Origin of the sequence: Pseudomonas taiwanensis DSM 21245 (genome assembly GCF_000425785.1) — a bacterium.
Lineage (GTDB): Bacteria > Pseudomonadota > Gammaproteobacteria > Pseudomonadales > Pseudomonadaceae > Aquipseudomonas > Aquipseudomonas taiwanensis.
This window is the reverse complement of sequence record NZ_AUEC01000025.1, coordinates 88,118-107,180: the sequence shown is the minus strand read 5'-3', so window position 1 is coordinate 107,180 and position 19,063 is coordinate 88,118. Positions and strand designations below refer to the sequence as shown.

The window sequence follows — 19,063 nt, the reverse complement described above, 5'->3', positions numbered from 1 at the left end:
GCAGGAACCGGCCCAGGCTCTACTGGACGTATGCCGCAGGCGGGTCCGGCAACGCTGCGAGCAAATCCCGCAAGCCATCGGACCATTGCGACCGGATACGCTGAAAGTAAGGGTCATGGGCCGTGATACGGTGGCATTTCACCTCATCCAGGCAGTCTTTGCGGTACACCAGCAGATCCAGCGGCATACCCACCGACAGGTTGCTGCGCATGGTCGAGTCGAACGAGATCAGGCCGCAGCGCAGTGCCTCGCCCAGCGGCGTGTGGTAGAGCAGGTTGCGATCGAGTATCGGCCTGCCGTACTTGCTCTCGCCCAGCTGCATGAACGGCGTGTCCTCCGTTGCCTGGATGAAGTTGCCTTGCGGATAGATGTTGTACACGCCCATGGGCTGGCCCAGGATCTGCCCCCCCACCAGGAACGAACAGCTCAGGTCCACCTTGCCAGACAGCTTGGTGCAGTCCCGGTTGATCACCTCTCGAATGGTGTCGGCCACCAGCGCCGTGGCGTCGTACAGCGTCGGTACGTTCAACAGATGCGCGCCCTCACTGTCACAACGCTGCCTGAGCAAACTCACCACCGACTGCGAGGTCGCAAGGTTGCCGGCCGTTTGCAGCACGATCAGGCGCTCACCCGGCACATTGAACACGAACAACTTCCGGAACGTGGAGATCTGGTCGATTCCGGCATTGGTCCGTGAGTCCGATATGAAGACCAACCCGTCCGCCAGGTGCATCGCAACGCAATAGGTCATTGCTGTTGTGCCTGTGGTAGCGAGCTGACCTGCACCCGCGCCAGCATCGACTCCGCCCCGCCGCCACGGCGCATGCCACGCACCGGGCAGGCATCGAGATAATCATGCCCCACCGCCAGCTTCAGGTGCCGTTCCGGCCTGGCCAGGCGGTTGGTGACATCGAAGCTGTACCAGCCATCGCCCAGCCAGGCTTCGGCCCAGGCGTGGCTTGCCAGGTGGCTTTCGTCCTCGGTGCACAGGTAGCCCGACACGTAGCGCGCAGGGATGCCCAGGCTACGCGCGCAGGCCAGGAACGCATGGGTATGGTCCTGACAGACGCCGGCGCGGTTGGCGAAGGCTTCCGCCGCCACCGTGTCCACCGCCGTTGCGCCAGGGGTGTAGGCAATGTGATCGGCCAACCCGTTCATCAGATCGATCAGCGCCGTCCGGTCGCGTCTGGCGCCACAGTGTCGAATGGCGAAGCCCCGCAGTGCATCGTCGATGGCGGTCAGTTTGCTCGAACGCAGAAATGGCAGCGCGGACTGCGTGTCGTGCTCCACTTCCAGCGTCTGGTCGATGTCCACGTCCCCATGGGCACTGAGCATCAGGGCGTCATGGGGTTCGTCGATGGTCAGCAAATGCAGGACATTGCCATAGGGATCCAGCTGGCTACCTACCGGACGTGGCAGATCCAGATGCCATTCCAGTATCTGCTGGCGTTCACTGCTCTTGGGTGTGAGGCGCAGCAACTGGATGCTCATGCACACGTCGTTGGAGTAGTGGTAGGTGGTGTCGTGGCGGATAGACAGTCTCATACTACCTCCAGGTAGGATTCGTGAACGTTCTGTCCCAAGTGATTGATCTGGCCGATGTAGTGGGTCAACCACTGATGCAGCCCAGACTCAAGGATCTCTTCGATACCAGTGAAGCGCAGACGGGCACTGAGTTCGGCTGCCAGACGTTGCGCCGGACGCCCGTTTTCACCCGGCAAACCGGCCAGCAACTGCGCCAGCTCCTCGACGCAGGCATGCAGCGAGCGTGGTACATCCGCGCGCAGCAATAGCATTTCGGAGACCTGCTCGGCCGCCGGTGCGCAGCGGTAGATTTCGTTGAACGCTTCAAAGGAGGACAGCGCGCGCAGCAAGGCGCTCCATTGGTAGTAGCCGCGTGCGGAGTTGTCGCTGACTTCTTCCGATTCCTCGCCGAACATTTCGTAGCGCGCGTCGAGCAAACGCAGGGTGTTGTCCGCCCGCTCCAGGAAGGTGCCCAGGCGGATGAACCCATAGGCCTCATTGCGCATGATGGTGCCAGCGGTGGCACCCCGGAACAGGTGCGACCGCTCCTTGACCCATTCGCAGAAGTGGTTGATACCGTAGCGTGCCAGGCCTTTGTTGGCGATGTTGCGCATCTCCAGCCAAGTGGCGTTGATGTTCTCCCACATGTCGGCGGTAATTCGCCCACGCACCGCGTGTGCATTGCTGCGCGCGGCCCGCAGACAGCAATAGATGCTGCCGGGGTTGGTCTCGTCCAGGGCGAAGAAATGCAGCATGTGCTCGACATTGAGCTCGCCGTAACGGCGGTTGTAGTCGTCCAGCGTGCCCGCTGCCAGCAATGACATCGCCAGCTCAGGCCGCCCATCGCTGCGCCCAGCCTGGGGCATCAGCGAAAGCGAATAGCTGACCTCGAGCATGCGCGCCAGGTTCTCCGCGCGCTCAAGGTAACGGGACATCCAATACAGGTCCGAGGCAGTCCTTGAAAGCATGATTCAGTCCTCCACAACCCAGGTGTCCTTGGTGCCGCCGCCCTGGGACGAGTTCACCACCAGCGAGCCTTCGCGCAAGGCCACCCGCGTCAATCCGCCTGGCACCAGGCGGGTTTCCTTGCCTGACAGCACGAACGGGCGCAAGTCGATGTGCCTTGGCGAGATGCCGTTTTCCACGAAGGTTGGGCAGGTCGACAGACACAGCGTCGGTTGGGCGATGTAAGCCTCCGGGCGGGCCTTGATCCTGGCACGAAACTCTTCGATCTCCGCTCTGCTCGCGGCCGGCCCGACCAACATGCCGTAACCGCCCGAGCCCTGGGTCTCCTTGACCACCAGTTCCGGCAGGTTGGCCAGCACATGGGACAGTTCGGCAGGCTTGCGGCACTGCCAGGTCGGCACATTCTTGAGAATCGGCTCCTCTGAAAGGTAAAAGCGGATCATGTCGTCGACGTAGGGGTAGATCGACTTGTCATCAGCCACCCCGGTACCCACCGCGTTGGCCAGCACCACATTGCCGGCACGGTAGGCCGTAACGAGCCCTGGCACGCCAAGCAGGGAGTCGGGATTGAAGGACAGCGGGTCGAGGTAGGCATCGTCGAGGCGTCGGTAGATGACATCGACCGCACGTGGACCAGAAGTCGTGCGCATGAAGACATGGTTGTCGCGCACGAACAGGTCAGCGCCTTCGACCAATTCCACACCCATTTCACGGGCCAGGAAAGCGTGTTCGAAATAGGCGCTATTGAATCGACCGGGGGTCAGTACAACGGTTGTCGGGTTATCCAGCGGGCTCGAACTCTTCAGGGTATCGAGCAACAAGTTGGGATAATGGTCGATGGCTGCGACGCGTTGAGCAGCGAACAACTCGGGGAACAGACGCATCATCATCTTGCGGTCTTCGAGCATGTAGCTCACGCCGCTTGGGGTTCGCAAGTTATCTTCCAGTACGTAGTAACTGCCATCGCCATCACGCACCAGGTCGACGCCGGCGATGTGGGCATAAATACCGCGATGCAAATCCAGGCCTTGCATGGCCACCTGGTAACCATCGTTCGCCAGGACCTGCTCGGGTGGAATGATGCCCTCCTTGAGAATCCGTTGCCCGTGGTAGATATCGTCAAGGAACAGGTTCAGTGCCTGGACACGCTGGATACAACCGCGCTCCACGGTTCGCCATTCACTGGCCTTGATACTGCGAGGAATGATATCGAACGGAATCAACCGCTCGGTGCCTTGTTCATCCCCATACAACGTGAACGTAATGCCTGCGCGATGAAACAATAAGTCCGCTTCACGACGACGCTGATCGAGCAACTCCAAGGGGGTATTCGCCAGCCAACGCGCAAACTCTTGATAATGCGGACGACACTCACCGGCCGCATCATACATTTCATTGAAAAAGGCCCGAGGCATACGCAACTCCCCACACACTAAGTACAACTGTTATCCCTGCAGTCGTTACCTAGCAATAGCGATGCCGAAACAGGCGCCACCCCGCAAACCGTGGCCTCTCGCGGTGCAGGTTCACCTAGGTTGTCAAGGTAAACGCACTCAATAAGGGCTCGTTGTAGCGTATTGAATAAGGCGTGAACCAAAACAGGGAATACAGGCCTTGGAATGCAAGTAGTAAGTGGGCCGCTTATCGCCGGCAAGCCGGCGCCTTCAGGCGCGCTCCTGGCCTATTGGTCTTGACCATGGTTGCGCTGGAATGTCTCCCGGCCCATTGCAGCTATCTGCCCTTCGATCAGTGCCTCGAACGGTTGCAGCAACGGGTCGAAACACTCTGGTGCTTCCAGTGCATTCAACGCCTGCACCACCGCCTCGATGGTCGACAGCGCCCCAGGCTCCGGCGCCTTGCGCAACCGGTAGCGTGAAGGCGTCACCTGCCCCAGCGTCACACGCGGCAAGGCCTGCAGCAATGGGTTGAGGTAGAGCAGCTTGCGCGCCTTGCGCCAGGTACCGTCCGGAACGATCAGCAGCAGCGGCGTGTCCTGTGCATCGCCATAGGCGCTCAGCGCTTCGGCGCCATCCCCTGGAAACAGTATTACCGGCCGGTAACCGGGAGTGGCGAGCAAATCGGCCAGATCCTCGAACACCTCGCCGACCCGTAATTGGGCGTTCGCCAGCCCCAATGCGACAAATCGGGCTGTATTGAGGGCGTGGGTGGTTTCGCTCGCGTGCTGCAACACCAGGACGCGGGTGCGGCTGTCGAGATGAGGGATCAGTGAGCAAAGGCAATGGTCTTGCGGACGCAGGCAGCGTTCGCAGCGGGGTCTGGACATCGGGTTCTCCTGGCTGGCGCCAGTGTGCCATAGCCACCCGATAAAAGGCCCACATCCCTGTGGGAGAGTCGTGGGTTCAGCGGTTGAAACGCTCCGCCAGACTGTGCAGGTATTCGGCCATGCGTTCGAGGTCCTGGCTGATCTCGGCACCTTGCTTGGCCTGCCCGGCGCTCTGGTCACACAACTGGGCGATACGCACGATCTGCTGGTTGATGTCTTCGGCGACGTGGCTTTGCTGCTCCGACGCGGTTGCCATCTGCTGACTCATACCGGTGATGCGGCTGACCGCCTGGACAATCCCGGCCAACGCCGACTGCACCGCTTCGACGCTCTGCATGCTGTCACGGGAAATTTGCTCGCCACGACTGGCGGTGCTCACCGCGCGTTCGGCGCCAGCACGTAACGACGCGATGATGTGGTGGATTTCATCCGTGGACGACCGCGTGCGTTGGGCCAGGGAGCGCACCTCATCGGCCACCACGGCGAACCCCCGGCCTTGCTCGCCAGCGCGGGCCGCCTCGATGGCCGCATTGAGCGCCAGCAGGTTGGTCTGCTCGGCGATTGAGGTGATGGTGTCCACCACGCTGCCGATGCTCTGGGTCTGCTCGGCGAGGGCATTGACGGCCTGGCCGATGTCGCTTACCGCAACGCTCATGCTGCCCATGGCCTTGAGGCTCTGCTGCGCCAGCTCGCTGCCCTGTTGGGCCAGCTGGTCGGCATCGCCGGCGGCATGGGCGGTGCTTTGCACGTTATGGGTGACCTCCTGGATGGTCGCGGCCATCTGCGCGATGGCCGTGGCCGACTGGTCGGTTTCGCTACGCTGGCGGTCGAGCATCTGCGCCTGGGCATCGGACAGGTCGGCGGACTGGGCCGCCCGTGACTTGACCCCGACCCCGGCATCCACCAGCCGGGTCAAGGCGGTCTGCAGGCGCGCCTCCTCGCTGATGATTGCCAGGTCCAGTTGCCCCTGCAGCCCTGGATTGTCACTGTAGGTCAACGCCACCAACGGGCTGGTAAAGGCCTTGGGATGCTCGTCCAGGGTGCGGCGTATGGCCAGGTTTTGTCGATGCTCGACCCAGTACCAGGCAACCAGCAGGCTGGCCATCAGAACACCTAATGCGGCGTAGGTGGGCAACCAGAGGTAACCGGCAGCCGAGAGCACGCCGGCTCCGATCAATGGCCAGCCATGCCCCAACCCATGCCCCAAACGCGCCGCCCACGACACGGGCGAACGGCCTGCGCGCAGTCGCGCATACAGCGCTTCGGCGCGGCGGATCTGCTCACGGGTAGGCACCGAGCGCACCGACTCATAACCACTGACCCGGCCATTTTCGTAAATCGCCGTGACATAGGCGCTGACCCAGTAGAAATCGCCGTTCTTGGCGCGGTTCTTGACCACGCCCATCCAGGGCTTGCCTTGCTTGATGGTGTCCCACATATGCCCGAAGACCGCAGGCGGCATGTCCGGGTGCCGCACCAGGTTGTGCGGTTGCCCGACCAGTTCATCGTAGGTGAACCCGCTGATGGCTACGAAGGCGTCGTTACAGTAGGTGATTCGGCTGTTTAGGTCCGTGGTGGAGATCAGGCGCTGTTCGCTGGGGAAGGTTCTTTCATGCTCAGTGACGGGCAAATTCATGCGCATCTTGGGCGATCCTTGCTTGTGTAGATGAAGGGGAAAATCATCAAAGCAAGTAGAGGTTTAGCAGAGCGCCACCATGGTAGTGGCCAGGTTGTGCAGGAAAATGGCTCGTCCCGACGGAATGTCCGAAATGTCGTCTGACTCAGCCGACGATGAGCTGGCTCTTGAGCAGGTCACGGAACGTCTGGATCAAGGGTTCGCGGCTGCGACCGCGACGAATGATCAAGGAAAATGGCGCCTGATAGCCAAAGGTCGCCGGCGACAATACCCGCAGGTCGCCTTTGTCCACCCAGGCCTGGGCGTAATGTTCGGGCAGGTAACCGATGTAGGCGCCTGAGAGAATAAGAATCAGCTGCGCCTCCATGCTCTCTACCGTTGCCGCACTGTGCTTGAAACCATGGCGGGCCAGCTCCGCCTGGCTCCAGTAGCCACGCCCGACCATGCGCTGCTGGGTCACCACCTGCTCGGGGATGCGCCGTTCGGCGAACAACGGATGTCGGCTGCTGCAGTACAGCCAGTGCTGCTCGCGGTACAGCGGCTGGTAGACCAAGCCGCTCATGCGCGACGAAAAGGCGCCAATGGCAAGGTCCAGGCGGTTGTCCTGCACCCCCAGTTGCAGCTCGTAAGGGCTGGAAACCGACAGGTGCAGGTGGACCGCCGGGTGCTCCTGGCTGTAGGCGCCGATCGCCTCGGCCAACGGCAGCGCCCGATCGCCGACGGTCGAGTCGATCACCCCCAGGTTGAGCGTGCCACGCAGTTCGCCCTTGAGGGCGGCGGCGTATTGCTCGAATCCATCCAGTTCGGCCAGCAGGCGCAATGTCTCCTGATGGAACAGCTCGCCCTTGCTGGTCAGGCTGAAACCGCCTCGCCCGCGGTGACACAGCACGATCCCCAACGCCCCTTCCAGTTGGCTCATGTAGGTGCTGATGGCTGATGTCGACAGGTTCAGCTCACGCTGGGCATTGGCGAAGCCCTGGTGGCGCACGACGCTCACGAAGATGCGCAGCAGTTTCAGGTCAGGCAGTGTCGAGGCCATGGTGCAACGGTTCCGCAGGAGAATTTTCGCGCAGTCTAACCGGTCTTGCGGCCATTAGTTCAGAAATTCCTGAAGTAAGTATTTGCCGGTAGCGATTCTTCCCGCGCACAGCCTTGAGCAGACTTGGCCGAAATGTCCCTGCCCGCCAGCAGAACCACACTATCGAGGCGCGCGGCGGCACAGGTTCGAACAAACAGAACAATCGACCGACTGATGAGGCCCACCGTGGACAAGATTCTCCACCAACCACTGGGCGGCAACGAAATGCCGCGTTTCGGCGGCATCGCCACCATGCTCCGTCTTCCCCACCTGCAAAGCGCCGAAGGCCTGGATGCCGCGTTCATCGGCGTACCGCTGGACATCGGCACCTCGCTGCGCTCAGGTACCCGTTTCGGCCCACGGCAGATCCGCGCCGAGTCGGTGATGATCCGCCCGTACAACATGGCCACCGGTGCCGCCCCGTTCGACTCGCTGTCGGTGGCCGACATCGGTGACGTAGCGATCAACACCTTCAACCTGCTTGACGCCGTGCGCATCATCGAAGAGGCCTACGACGAACTCCTCGAGCACAACATCATCCCGCTGACCCTGGGCGGCGACCACACCATCACCCTGCCGATCCTGCGCGCACTGCACAAGAAGCACGGCAAGATCGGCCTGGTGCACATCGATGCCCATGCTGACGTCAACGACCACATGTTCGGCGAGAAGATCGCCCACGGCACCACGTTCCGCCGTGCCGTGGAAGAAGGCCTGCTCGATTGCGACCGCGTGGTGCAGATCGGCCTGCGCGCCCAAGGCTACACCGCCGACGACTTCAACTGGAGCCGTCGCCAGGGCTTTCGCGTGGTGCAGGCCGAAGAGTGCTGGCACAAATCGCTGGAACCGCTCATGGCCGAGGTGCGTGAAAAGGTCGGCGGTGGCCCGGTGTACCTGTCGTTCGACATCGACGGTATCGACCCGGCCTGGGCGCCAGGTACCGGCACGCCGGAAATCGGCGGCTTGACCACCATCCAGGCGATGGAGATCATTCGCGGCTGCCACGGCCTCGACCTGATCGGCTGTGACCTCGTCGAAGTCTCCCCGCCTTACGACACCACCGGCAACACCTCGTTGCTCGGTGCCAACCTGCTGTTCGAAATGCTCTGCGTGCTGCCGGGCGTCGTGCGTCGCTGATCAACGCTGCACTGCTGGATCGTGGGAGCGGACAGCACGCGGCGATGGACTGATAGAACTGGCAGGAGCCATCTGGGAGGGCCATAGAGGCCCGCCAACACAAGACAAGACCGCCGGGCGCCGTGAACCCGCCCGCGTGGTCGATCTCGCCATAATAAAGATAATCGGGAGACCCCCAATGGCCTTGGACATCATCGTTGTACTGATCTATGCCGCCGGCATGCTCGGGTTGGGCTGGTACGGCATGCGCCGTGCAAAAACCCACGAAGACTACCTGGTGGCCGGGCGCAACCTCGGCCCGACCCTGTACATGGGCACCATGGCAACCACCGTTCTCGGCGGCGCCTCGACCGTAGGCACCGTACGCCTGGGTTATGTTCACGGTATCTCCGGTTTCTGGCTGTGTGCAGCCTTGGGCCTGGGCATCATCGCCCTGAACCTGTTCCTCGCCAAACCGCTGCTGCGCCTGAAGATCTTCACCGTGACCCAGGTTCTGGAGCGCCGCTACAACCCGATGGCGCGCCAGGCCAGCGCGGCGATCATGCTGGCCTACGCGCTGATGATCGGCGTCACCTCGACCCTGGCCATGGGGACCGTGTTGCAGGTGCTGCTCGACGTGCCGTTCTGGATGGCCCTGCTGTTCGGTGGTGGCGTGGTGGTGGTGTATTCGACCATCGGCGGCATGTGGTCGCTGACCCTGACCGACATCGTCCAGTTCGTGATCAAGACCGTAGGCCTGATGTTCATCCTGCTGCCAGTGTGCCTGTACAAGGCCGGTGGTTGGGACACTCTGGTAGCCAAGCTGCCGGCAGCCAGCTTCAGCTGGACCACCATCGGCTGGGACACCATCATCACCTACTTCCTGATTTACTTCTTCGGCATCCTGATCGGCCAGGACATCTGGCAGCGGGTGTTCACCGCCCGGGACGAGAAAGTCTGCCAGCGCGCCGGTACCACTGCTGGTGTCTACTGCGTGCTGTACGGCCTGGCCTGCGCGCTGATCGGCATGGCCGCCCATGTGCTGATGCCGGACCTGGCGAACCCGAACAACGCCTTCGCCGAAATGATCAAGAGCCAGTTGCCCGATGGCATTCGTGGCCTGCTGATGGCGGCTGCCCTGGCCGCGATGATGTCTACCGCCAGTGCCGGCCTGCTGGCTGCCTCGACCACCCTGACCGAGGACCTGCTGCCTAAACTGCGTGGTGGCAAGCAGTCGAGCCTGGGCGTCAACCGCCTGTTCACCCTGCTCACTGGCCTGGTGGTACTGGCTATCGCGCTGGCGGTGAACGATGTGATCAGCGCCCTGACCCTGGCCTACAACCTGCTGGTCGGCGGCATGCTGATCCCGCTGATCGGTGCCATCTTCTGGAAGCGTGCGACCACCGCAGGGGCCATCGCCAGCATGTCGCTGGGCTTTGCCACCGCACTGTTCTTCATGTTCAAGGATGGTCTGGATGCCAACACGCCGATCTACTACAGCCTGGCCGTCGGTCTGGTGAGCTTCGTGGTGGTGAGCCTGATGTCGCGCAAGTCGGTGGCGGCGGCAAAGCTGGCGTGAGCCTGTAACGCGGGTTGGCCGCGATCGCCGGAAAGCCGGTTCCTGCAAGGTTGGTGCTTGCAGGGACCGGCGACACGGCCACTACGAACACCACGCCCCCCCAGAATCAAAAAGGCCGCGGCATCGGCAAGTGATGCAGCGGCCTTTTTTTCATTCAGCGACGACGCGGTTGGCGCTTGCGTTGTTCTTCGTCGGTCGGGATCGGCACTGGCTGCAGCGGCGGAGGGAGCAAGCCCAAGGCGACAGCGAGGTCGTGGAGCCAGTTGTAAAGTCGGTCGTTCATAAATGCCCCCTTTTACGGGTCAGCCTCACGGCAATTTCAAATCTTGCGATGTTTCATACAGATCATAGTCCGATGTCCTGTATTACGCATGCCTCTGCCCTTACAGATAAGGGCCAGTTTGACCCGGATCAAGCCGAAATGCCGTATTCCGACGACTGGTTAATCGTTTCGCTTTGTTGCAAATCGATCCACGCCTCTAAATTCGCGCCGCGCATGCCCTGACGCCACATCAACCAGGTGACCGCCTCATCGAATGGCGCCTGCAAGCGGTGCACCCGCACACGGTCGCGCCCTGGCAGGCTGTCGAGCATCGAGCGGGCCATCATGGCCACCCCTGCCCCGGCAATCACGCAGGCCAGCATGCTCTGGTAAGACTCGATCTCCATCACGCGCCCCATCGGCGTGTGGGCATGGGCATACCACGCCTCCAGCCGCATGCGGTAGGAGCAGCCCTGGCGGAAGGTGAACACCGCCTTGCCAGCAACGTCCTTGGCGGTGTGCACCACGGGGTGCTCCGGGCTGGTGATCAGCACCAACTCTTCTTCGCACAGCGGTATACCGTCCAATCCGGCCAGGTTCAGTGGGCCGTCTACCAGCGCGGCGTCCAGGCGATGGCTAAGCAGTCCTTCGAACAACTCGCCACTGGGTGCAGCTCGTACCTGCAGGTTCACCGCCGGGTAGGCCTGGTGATAGCGGGCCAGCAGCGCCGGTAGATGGGTGGCCGCCGTGCTGTACATGGTCCCCAGCACGAAGTCGCCGGCCGGCTGCCCGCCCTGCACCGCCGACAGCGCTTCGTCATGCAACGCAGCCAGGCGGTTGGCGTAGTCCAGCAGCACCTTACCGGCGGGCGACAGTTGCAGGCGCTGGCGCTCGCGCAGGAACAGCTCCACACCCAGTTGCTCCTCGAGTTGCCGCAGGCGCGTGGACAGGTTCGAAGGCACTCGATGCAGGCGCTCGGCGGCACGGGTCACCGATCCTTCCTCGGCCACAGCCTGGAAGATGCGCAATTGGCTGAACTCCATTGCATTCTCCAAAACAGAATAACTTCATCATCATTATTCAATTTTATTGAAAGTCAATCAGCCCTACCCTGCCATCCATCGCTTACATTCGCGCAGGAGTATCCTCATGTCGCCGCTCGTACAACTGCTGGCCAGTGCCGTGGCCCTGATGATGGCCATGGGCATTGGCCGCTTCGCCCTCACCCCGCAACTGCCGCAACTGATCGCCGAAGGCCAGTTCGACCTCACCGCCGCCGGGCTGGTTGCCGCCGCCAACTACCTGGGCTATTTCCTCGGCGCGGTGGATGCGATGTTCGCCCGCAAGCCTGCACAGGTTCGCCTGCGCCTGCACGGCGGGCTGTGGCTGTGCGTGCTGCTGACCTTGGCCTCATGGGCCGCCGATGGGTTCTGGAGCCACTTGGCATTGCGCTTCGGTACCGGCGTGGCCAGCGCCTGGGTGCTGGTGATGATCACCAGCCTCAGCCAACAGGTCGCCAATGCGCACGGGCAGCAACGGTACGGGGCTCTGGTGTTCGCAGGGCCAGGCCTGGGGATCGCCCTGACCGGTCTGCTGGCACTGGCTGCGCACCTGTCGGGACTCGGTTCGGCAGCGTTGTGGATGATCTATGCCGTGGCTGCGCTGATCATGTTGCTGGCCGCCCGGCCCTGGCTACCCCAGGCGCTGCAACCGGCGCTAGCGCCCGCGGTGCCTCAACCAGGAGCCAACCGCAGCGCTGGCATTGGCCGACTCGGCCTGGTCTATGCCTTGTATGGCATCGGATACATCCTCCCGGCCACCTTCTTGTCGCAAATGGCCAGCCAGCAGTTTCGCGGACACTGGATGGCCGACCTGTTCTGGCCAGCGTTCGGCCTGGCCGCGGCACTGGGGGTGCTGCTGGTGAGCTTGCGTCGCCCTGGGCGGACCTCGGCCTGGCTAACGGCCACGCTTTGGTTGCAGGGGTTCGGTGTGCTTGCATGCCTGCTGGGCGATGGAATCGGCCTGGCACTGGGCGTGGTGCTGTGCGGCACCCCGTTCCTGGCCTGCATGCAACTGGTGATGCAACGTTCCCGCGAGCTGGCGCCGCAAGCGACGCAGCGTAATGCCGGTCTGCTCACGGCGTGCTTCGCCTTGGGCCAGTTGAGCGGACCTCTGCTGGCAGCGGTCAGCAGCCACTACAGCGCCAGCCTGGCGCCAGCACTGGTGCTGGCAGCGACGGGGCTGGGCCTGGCGGGGGTACTGGTGCTGATGGAGGGCCGGCGTCTGCCATCCTGCCCGCCGAAGGCCCAGACAGCCTCCTAAGACCCGAGTCGGAATACCTCTAGGAGCCGGTTTGCCGGCGATGGAGCCCGTACCGCCAACCGCTACCCGACCCACTTGCGCAGTTGCAGCTTCACCCACGGCTCGGCACTCACCAGGATCACGCCCAGCAAGACCATGACAGCCCCCAGTACAAAATTGGCACTCAATGGCTCACCCAGTAGCACCACCCCGAATGTCACCCCGAACAACGGGGTGATGAACGAGAACACCGCCAGGTTCGAGGCCAGGTACTTGCGCAGCAACCAGAACCAGGTGAGGTAACTGATGAACGACACGACGATCCCTTGGAACAGCACACTACCAAGTGCCAACGGGGTCCACGTCACTGCCGCGATTTGCCCACTGAGCAAGGCGATCAGCACCAACCCGACACAGCCGACTGCCAATTGATAGAACAACGTCAGGGTCGCGGGCGCCTCCGACAACCGAGAGCAGCGCACCACCACCGTGGTCGCGCCCCAAGCCAGTCCGGCCAGTACCCCCATGGCGTCGCCCAACAAGGTGCGTCCATCCATCTGCTCGAACGACATGCCACCGGCAAAGGCGGTGGCTATTCCGCCGAACGCCAACAGGATGCCCAGCCACTGCAACAACCGCAGCCGCTCGCTGGCCAACCGGAAATGCAGCCCCAACGCGGTAAATACCGGTGCGGTGTAGAGGAATACCGACATATGCGCCGCCGAAGTCAGCTTGAGCCCCTCGGCGATGAACAGGAACTCCAGGCCAAACAACCCACCCGCCACCGCGCCGGCTTTCCAGGTGCTTCCCAACTGCTCCCAGCCACCACGCCAGCAGACCAGTAAGCCAACCAGCACCGCGGCAATGAAGTTGCGCATGGCGGCCTGCATCACCGGGGCGATGTCGACCGCCGCCGTCTTGATCAGCACTTGCTGGCAGCCCCAGATGAGGCACAACCCCAGCATGACCTGGAAGGCGAAGGCGTCGGGATTCTTGCGGGTCGCGCTCATGGGCGCGATCCTGTTGCTGTGAAAGTCATGGATTCGAACTCGGCAGTGGACACGGAAGACCGATTATCGGATTTCAATGGTCGCTCATGCCACCCTTAAAACGACCTTGGGCTAACTGCATCAGTGGCGGTGCTCCACAGCCGAGGCAACCGTTTGCACACCCACCGGTCGTTGACGCTGAACTAAACGCCGCGCAGATACCTCCACCGGGCACCACCATCGCCGGAGGGAGAAAGGATGAAACCGCTGCTGCGCATCGTTTGTGCGACTGCCCTGTTCTGCAGCCTGCCCGCCTGGGCCTGCACACCGGAAGAAGCGACTCAGAAACGGGAGGAACTGGCCGGGCTGGTCAGCCGATTGACCGAACAGAACCCGCAAAAGGCCAAAGAGATCAATGACGAGCTACAGGGAATGGACCTGGGCACGGCGAGCAAGGACTTGCCCGATAAATGTCAGCTGATCGACAAGCGGATTAAGGAGCTCAAGGAGGCGCAGAACAAGGCTGAATCGTAACGGTCGGGGCCGGCAGAGCCGGCCTCATCGCGGGTAAACACGCTCCTACCGTAAACGCGCACTGATCAGGATCGTGGCAGCTCAGCATTGCGGCTGCCAACCACCCGCGAAGAGGTCAGTGCAGCCGCGTTACTCAGCCACAGGCTTGCGCTTTTTCAGCGGCGCCATGCCATCGCTGCTGGCCAGCGGTGCCTTGGCCTTCGGCTTGGCGGCCGGCTTGCGTTTGGCAGCGGCCTTCTTGTCGCCAGTCTTCTTCTCGACCTTTTTCTTCTTGGTACCAGCCGCCTTGCCCGATGCCTTGACCTTCTTCGGCCCGTTGTAGGTGCCTTTCACTTCCTTGATCACACGGCGCTCGAACTGCTGCTTGAGGTAGCGTTCGATGCTCGACATCAGGTTCCAGTCGTTGTGGGTGATCAGCGAGATCGCCAGGCCTTCGCCACCGGCACGGCCAGTGCGGCCCACGCGGTGAACGTACTCGTCACCACTGCGCGGCATGTCGAAGTTGATCACCAGGTCCAGGCCTTCGATGTCCAGGCCGCGGGCCGCCACATCGGTGGCAACCAAGACCTTGGAACTGCCCTGCTTGAAGCGCTCGATGGCCAGCTTGCGGTCTTTCTGGTCCTTCTCGCCGTGCAGGACGAAAGCCTTCACATCCTTGGCCACCAGGTGGCCGTAAATGCGGTCGGCCAGCGCACGGGTATTGGTGAAGATGATCGCCTTGTCGAAGGTCTCGTTGGCCAGCAACCACTGAACGATCTGCTCTTTGTGCTGGTCGTGGTCGGCGGTGATGATCTGTTGGCGAGTGCCCTCGGCCAGTTGCGAGACGCTGTTGAGCATCAGGTGCTCCGGGTCCTTGAGCACCTTGCCAATGACATCGCGCAGGGCCGCACCGCCAGTGGTGGCGGAGAACAGCAAGGTCTGCTCGCGGTTCTCGCACTCCTTGCACAGGCGCTCCATGTCCTCGGCAAAGCCCATGTCGAGCATGCGGTCGGCCTCGTCCAGCACCAATACCTGCACATGAGACAGGTCGAGGTTGCCGGCGTTGAGGTGTTCGAGCAGACGGCCCGGGGTGCCGACCAGCACGTCTGGCACCTTGCGCAGCAGCGCGGCCTGTTCCTTGAAGTCTTCGCCGCCTGTCACCAGGCCCGACTTGATGTAGGTGAACTGGGAGAACAGCTGCACTTGCTTGAGGGTCTGCTGGGCCAGTTCACGGGTCGGTAGCAGGATCAGCGAGCGGATCTCCACCCGAGGCGCACGCAGGTCGACCAGGCGGTTAAGCAGCGGCAGGACGAACGCGGCGGTCTTGCCGCTGCCGGTCTGTGCGGTAACACGCAGGTCGCGCCCTTGCAGGGCCAGGGGGATGGCCGCAGCCTGCACCGGAGTTGGCTCGACAAATTTAAGCTCGGCCACGGCTTTAAGCAGGCGTTCGTGCAGGGCGAATTGGGAGAACACGGAGGTAACCTCAGGCAAGTGCGGGGAAATTCAGTTGCATAGGGTAACGTTTTCTGCCGTTTTAGCCGAATTTCTTTTGGCATCAGGGCGGTCATGCGCGTTCTAATGGCCCTTCGTTTTGCAATAAAGACCTGCTTGTACGCTTATGGATATTCAACAAATCTGGCGCGATACCCTCGATCTGTGGGGCACCCTCGATCAACACCCCATGCTCCACGCCGCCCTCGGCCTGGTGGTGTTGCTGATCGCTTCCCTGGTGGTTGGTCGCCTGGCCCGCTTCTTCGTGCTGCACGCCACACGCCTGCTGGCGCGCCAGAGTGCCCTCAGATGGTTCGATGACCTGCGCCACAACAAGGTGTTCCAGCGCCTGGCCCAGACCACCCCCTCGCTGGTGATCCAGTTCGGCCTGAAACTGGTACCGGAACTGTCCGACACCGCCCAGCACTTCCTCGGCAACGTCGCCCTGGCCTTCACCCTGCTGTTCATGACCTTGGCGCTGTCGTGCCTGCTCGATGCGCTGCTGGACATCTATGCCCGCACCGAACACGCTCGCACCCGCTCGATCAAAGGCTACGTGCAACTGGCCAAGATGATGCTATGGATCTTCTCCGTGATCATCATCGTCGCCACCCTGATCGACCGCTCGCCACTGTTGTTGCTTTCCGGCCTGGGCGCCATGTCGGCGGTTCTGCTGCTGGTGTACAAGGACACCCTGCTGTCGTTCGTCGCCAGCGTGCAACTGACCAGCAACGACATGCTGCACGTGGGCGACTGGATCGAAATGCCCCAGGTCGGCGCTGATGGTGACGTGGTGGACATTACCTTGCATACGGTCAAGGTGCAGAACTTCGACAAGACGATCGTCTCGATTCCCACCTGGCGCCTGATGAGCGAATCGTTTCGCAACTACCGGGGTATGCAGCAATCCGGTGGACGGCGCATCAAGCGCAGCCTGTTCATCGACGCCGCCGGCGTGCGCTTTCTGACACGCGAGGAAGAACAGCGCCTGACCCAGGTACGCCTGCTCGGTGACTACCTGGCTGGAAAACGCCAGGAACTGCAAACCTGGAACGAGGCTTTGGGGCCGGTGGCTGAGCTGTCGGCCAATCGACGCAAGCTGACCAATATCGGTACCTTCCGCGCCTTTGCCCTGGCCTACCTGAAGAATCACCCCAACGTGCACCAGGGCATGACCTGCATGGTCCGTCAGATGCAGACCACTGCCGAAGGCGTGCCGCTGGAGATCTACTGCTTCACCACCACTACGGTGTGGGCCGAGTACGAGCGGATCCAGGGGGACATCTTCGACTACCTCCTGGCCGTGCTGCCGGAGTTCGGCCTGAGCCTTTATCAGCAGCCCAGTGGCACTGACATGCGGGTGGGGCTGGCGGCTCGGAGCCACCTGGCGCCGGCAGTGCACGGCCTGAGGGAAATGAGCGACGCCTGAAACCGTGGGGGCGGCTTTGGGCAAACCCAAGCCGCCCCCACCCGTTCACCGCCTCTTCAGGGATGAACCGCCTTGCGGAGCCCGCCCAGGCGAGTCATCCATACCGAGGCCAGGATGATCGCGCCGCCGATGAACAGCCTTCCCAGCGGCTCGTGCTGGTTCCAGATCAGCAAGTTGAGCAGCAGCCCCACCGGCACATGCAGGTTGTTCATCACCGCCAGCGTCGCCCCGGAAACCAGGCACGCGCCCTTGTTCCACCAGTACAGGCCCAAGGCGGTCGGACACAGGCCGAGGAACAGCAACACCAACCACTGCACGTCGGTGCTAGGCAGGTGCTGGGCATTTCCGAACAAGAGGAACGCGGGCAGCACCACGATCAGCGCGCCCAGGTAGAAATAGCCGAAACGCTTGTAATGCGGCAGGTCGCTAGGGTGTCGAGCAACCAGGTGACGGTACAGCACCTGGCCGGTGGCATAGGTGAAGTTGGCCAATTGCAGCAGCAGGAAGCCGATGAAGAACTCGCCGCTGATGGTGTCGAAGCGGATCACTGCGGCACCGGCCACCGCGACCAGGGCAGCAAACAGCGCCCAGGGGTTGAAGCGGCGGTTCAGGGCATCTTCAATCAATGTCACATGCAGGGGTGTGAGGATGGTGAACAGCAGCACTTCTGGGACGGTGAGCACGCGAAAGCTCAGGTACAGGCAGACGTAGGTGATGCCATACTGCAGCGCGCCGATCAGCAGCATCGAGCGGATGAAGCGCGGCTCGACCTGGCGCCAGCGGGTCAGCGGCAGGAACACCAGCCCCGCCAGCACGACCCTTGCCAGCACGGCAAAGTAGCTGTCGACGTGTCCGGCCAGGTACTCGCCGATCAAGCTGAAGGAAAACGCCTGGATCAGCGCGACGATTATCAGGTAGCCCATGGTTGCCTCTCGTGGATCAAGGCGGCGACCTTAGCGGGTTGCAGCCGGTGAGTTCAACCATGAGGAATGTGAGGAAGGTGCCTGGCCCAGGTCTTGAGGGGGGCGCGTCAATCGGCCTATCGCGAGTAAGGCTCACGCCTACGATCCGAAACTGAGGGGGCTCGATCTGACGAACGACGATAATGTCATGACGGGCGCAAAAAAAACCCGGCCATCGAGGCCGGGCAGGTACACCTAAAGGAGCAACAAAGGTGTCAGGGTTGGGAATGCGCTACGACTCAGGCCACCGAGGCCAGCTTGGCCTTGGCCTGGTTGATGCCCTTCTCGTGGAAGTCACCGCTCATGTTCAGGCCTTCGGCATGGATGAAGGTCACGTCATGGATGCCGATGAAGGCCATCACCTGGCGCAGGTAGGGTTCCTGATGGTCGCTGAGGGCACCGGCATGGATGCCGCCACGGGCAGTCAGGACGATGGCGCGCTTGCCAGCCAGCAGGCCTTGCGGGCCGGTCGGGGTGTATTTGAAGGTGATACCGGCGCGCAGCACATGGTCCAACCAGGCCTTGAGGGTGCTGGGGATGGTGAAGTTGTACATCGGCGCGGCCATCACCAGCACGTCAGCGGCCAGCAACTCATCGGTCAGTTCGTTGGAACGGGCCAGAGCTTCCAGTTCAGCGGCGCTGCGTTGCTCCTCGGGCTTCATCCAGCCACCCAACAGGTTGGCATCCAGGTGCGGCACCGGGGTCACGGCCAGGTCGCGTACGGTGATCTCATCGGCGGGGTGCGCAGCCTGCCATTGCTGAATGAAGTCGCGGGTCAGTTGACGGGAAACGGAATCCTGCTGGCGGGCGCTGCTTTCGATGATCAGTACGCGGGACATGGGGTGCCTCCATCGGCAAAAAGGGTTGCGATTCGATGGAGGGAAGATTAAGGCTTGACCTATCGATAAAAAAGCGTAAAAAGTGGGTGCAATC

17 protein-coding genes and 2 pseudogenes are annotated in these 19,063 nt (G+C 62.2%); 5 read left to right on the top strand and 14 right to left on the bottom strand.

What is annotated here, in order from left to right:
- Nucleotides 1-19 precede the first annotated feature (19 nt).
- The 8 genes and pseudogenes from H620_RS0112505 to H620_RS0112475 all read right to left on the bottom strand — a co-directional run bounded on the left by H620_RS0112505 (nt 20) and on the right by H620_RS0112475 (nt 7,449).
- Nucleotides 20-751, bottom strand: a complete 732-nt coding sequence (locus H620_RS0112505; RefSeq protein WP_023381642.1) for a proteasome-type protease — start codon at nt 749-751, stop codon at nt 20-22.
- A complete protein-coding gene (locus H620_RS0112500) occupies nt 748-1,545 on the bottom strand; it encodes a transglutaminase family protein (protein ID WP_023381643.1) in 798 nt (265 codons plus the stop codon). Before H620_RS0112500 ends, H620_RS0112505 begins: the two co-directional genes overlap by 4 nt.
- Nucleotides 1,542-2,492 (bottom strand): alpha-E domain-containing protein, encoded by a 951-nt coding sequence (locus tag H620_RS0112495; protein ID WP_023381644.1) that lies wholly within the window; start codon nt 2,490-2,492, stop codon nt 1,542-1,544. Before H620_RS0112495 ends, H620_RS0112500 begins: the two co-directional genes overlap by 4 nt.
- 3 nt (nt 2,493-2,495) lie before the next feature.
- Nucleotides 2,496-3,905: a circularly permuted type 2 ATP-grasp protein gene (locus tag H620_RS0112490; RefSeq protein ID WP_023381645.1), complete on the bottom strand. Its 1,410-nt coding sequence runs from the start codon at nt 3,903-3,905 to the stop codon at nt 2,496-2,498.
- Nucleotides 3,906-4,171: 266 nt separating this feature from the next.
- Nucleotides 4,172-4,774: a tRNA-uridine aminocarboxypropyltransferase gene (locus H620_RS0112485; protein WP_023381646.1), complete on the bottom strand. Its 603-nt coding sequence runs from the start codon at nt 4,772-4,774 to the stop codon at nt 4,172-4,174.
- Between the two features lie 76 nt (nt 4,775-4,850).
- Nucleotides 4,851-5,825, bottom strand: a pseudogene (locus H620_RS27800) (methyl-accepting chemotaxis protein); the annotation flags it as partial.
- 285 nt (nt 5,826-6,110) lie between these two features.
- Nucleotides 6,111-6,410, bottom strand: a pseudogene (locus H620_RS27795) (PAS domain-containing protein); the annotation flags it as partial.
- Nucleotides 6,411-6,555: 145 nt separating this feature from the next.
- On the bottom strand, nt 6,556-7,449 hold the full coding sequence (locus H620_RS0112475; RefSeq protein WP_023381648.1) for a LysR family transcriptional regulator: 894 nt from the start codon (nt 7,447-7,449) through the stop codon (nt 6,556-6,558).
- A 225-nt stretch (nt 7,450-7,674) separates the two neighbouring features.
- Between H620_RS0112475 and speB the strand changes: the two genes are divergently transcribed.
- Together speB and H620_RS0112465 are read left to right on the top strand one after the other, a co-directional pair.
- Complete coding sequence (gene speB, locus H620_RS0112470) at nt 7,675-8,625, top strand: agmatinase (protein ID WP_023381649.1); 951 nt, start codon at nt 7,675-7,677, stop codon at nt 8,623-8,625.
- A gap of 178 nt (nt 8,626-8,803) precedes the next feature.
- Entirely contained in the window at nt 8,804-10,183 is a 1,380-nt protein-coding gene (locus H620_RS0112465; protein WP_023381650.1) for a sodium:solute symporter family protein, read from the top strand.
- Between the two features lie 154 nt (nt 10,184-10,337).
- Here H620_RS0112465 and H620_RS27590 read toward each other — a convergent pair whose 3' ends face one another.
- Nucleotides 10,338-10,466: a PA1414 family protein gene (locus H620_RS27590; RefSeq protein ID WP_023381651.1), complete on the bottom strand. Its 129-nt coding sequence runs from the start codon at nt 10,464-10,466 to the stop codon at nt 10,338-10,340.
- Between the two features lie 128 nt (nt 10,467-10,594).
- On the bottom strand, nt 10,595-11,488 hold the full coding sequence (gene ptrR / locus H620_RS0112455; RefSeq protein ID WP_023381652.1) for a putrescine utilization regulator PtrR: 894 nt from the start codon (nt 11,486-11,488) through the stop codon (nt 10,595-10,597).
- Between the two features lie 106 nt (nt 11,489-11,594).
- On the opposite strand from ptrR, the gene H620_RS0112450 reads away from it, so the two are divergent.
- Nucleotides 11,595-12,767 (top strand): MFS transporter, encoded by a 1,173-nt coding sequence (locus tag H620_RS0112450; RefSeq protein ID WP_023381653.1) that lies wholly within the window; start codon nt 11,595-11,597, stop codon nt 12,765-12,767.
- Nucleotides 12,768-12,829: 62 nt separating this feature from the next.
- Here the strand turns inward: H620_RS0112450 and H620_RS0112445 are convergent, their stop codons facing one another.
- On the bottom strand, nt 12,830-13,756 hold the full coding sequence (locus H620_RS0112445; RefSeq protein WP_023381654.1) for a DMT family transporter: 927 nt from the start codon (nt 13,754-13,756) through the stop codon (nt 12,830-12,832).
- Between the two features lie 237 nt (nt 13,757-13,993).
- On the opposite strand from H620_RS0112445, the gene H620_RS0112440 reads away from it, so the two are divergent.
- Complete coding sequence (locus H620_RS0112440) at nt 13,994-14,269, top strand: hypothetical protein (RefSeq protein ID WP_023381655.1); 276 nt, start codon at nt 13,994-13,996, stop codon at nt 14,267-14,269.
- A 129-nt stretch (nt 14,270-14,398) separates the two neighbouring features.
- On the opposite strand, the gene H620_RS0112435 is transcribed toward H620_RS0112440, so the two are convergent.
- Nucleotides 14,399-15,721, bottom strand: a complete 1,323-nt coding sequence (locus H620_RS0112435) for a DEAD/DEAH box helicase (RefSeq protein WP_023381656.1) — start codon at nt 15,719-15,721, stop codon at nt 14,399-14,401.
- A gap of 145 nt (nt 15,722-15,866) precedes the next feature.
- On the opposite strand from H620_RS0112435, the gene H620_RS0112430 reads away from it, so the two are divergent.
- The gene (locus H620_RS0112430; RefSeq protein WP_027907443.1) at nt 15,867-17,168 is read left to right on the top strand and encodes a mechanosensitive ion channel family protein; all 1,302 of its coding nucleotides are present in this window, start codon (nt 15,867-15,869) and stop codon (nt 17,166-17,168) included.
- 56 nt (nt 17,169-17,224) lie between these two features.
- On the opposite strand, the gene H620_RS0112425 is transcribed toward H620_RS0112430, so the two are convergent.
- Together H620_RS0112425 and H620_RS0112420 are read right to left on the bottom strand one after the other, a co-directional pair.
- Nucleotides 17,225-18,091, bottom strand: coding sequence for a carboxylate/amino acid/amine transporter (locus tag H620_RS0112425; RefSeq protein WP_023381691.1), 867 nt, complete (start codon nt 18,089-18,091; stop codon nt 17,225-17,227).
- Nucleotides 18,092-18,369: 278 nt separating this feature from the next.
- Entirely contained in the window at nt 18,370-18,969 is a 600-nt protein-coding gene (locus tag H620_RS0112420) for an FMN-dependent NADH-azoreductase (RefSeq protein WP_023381692.1), read from the bottom strand.
- Between the last annotated feature and the right edge of the window lie 94 nt (nt 18,970-19,063).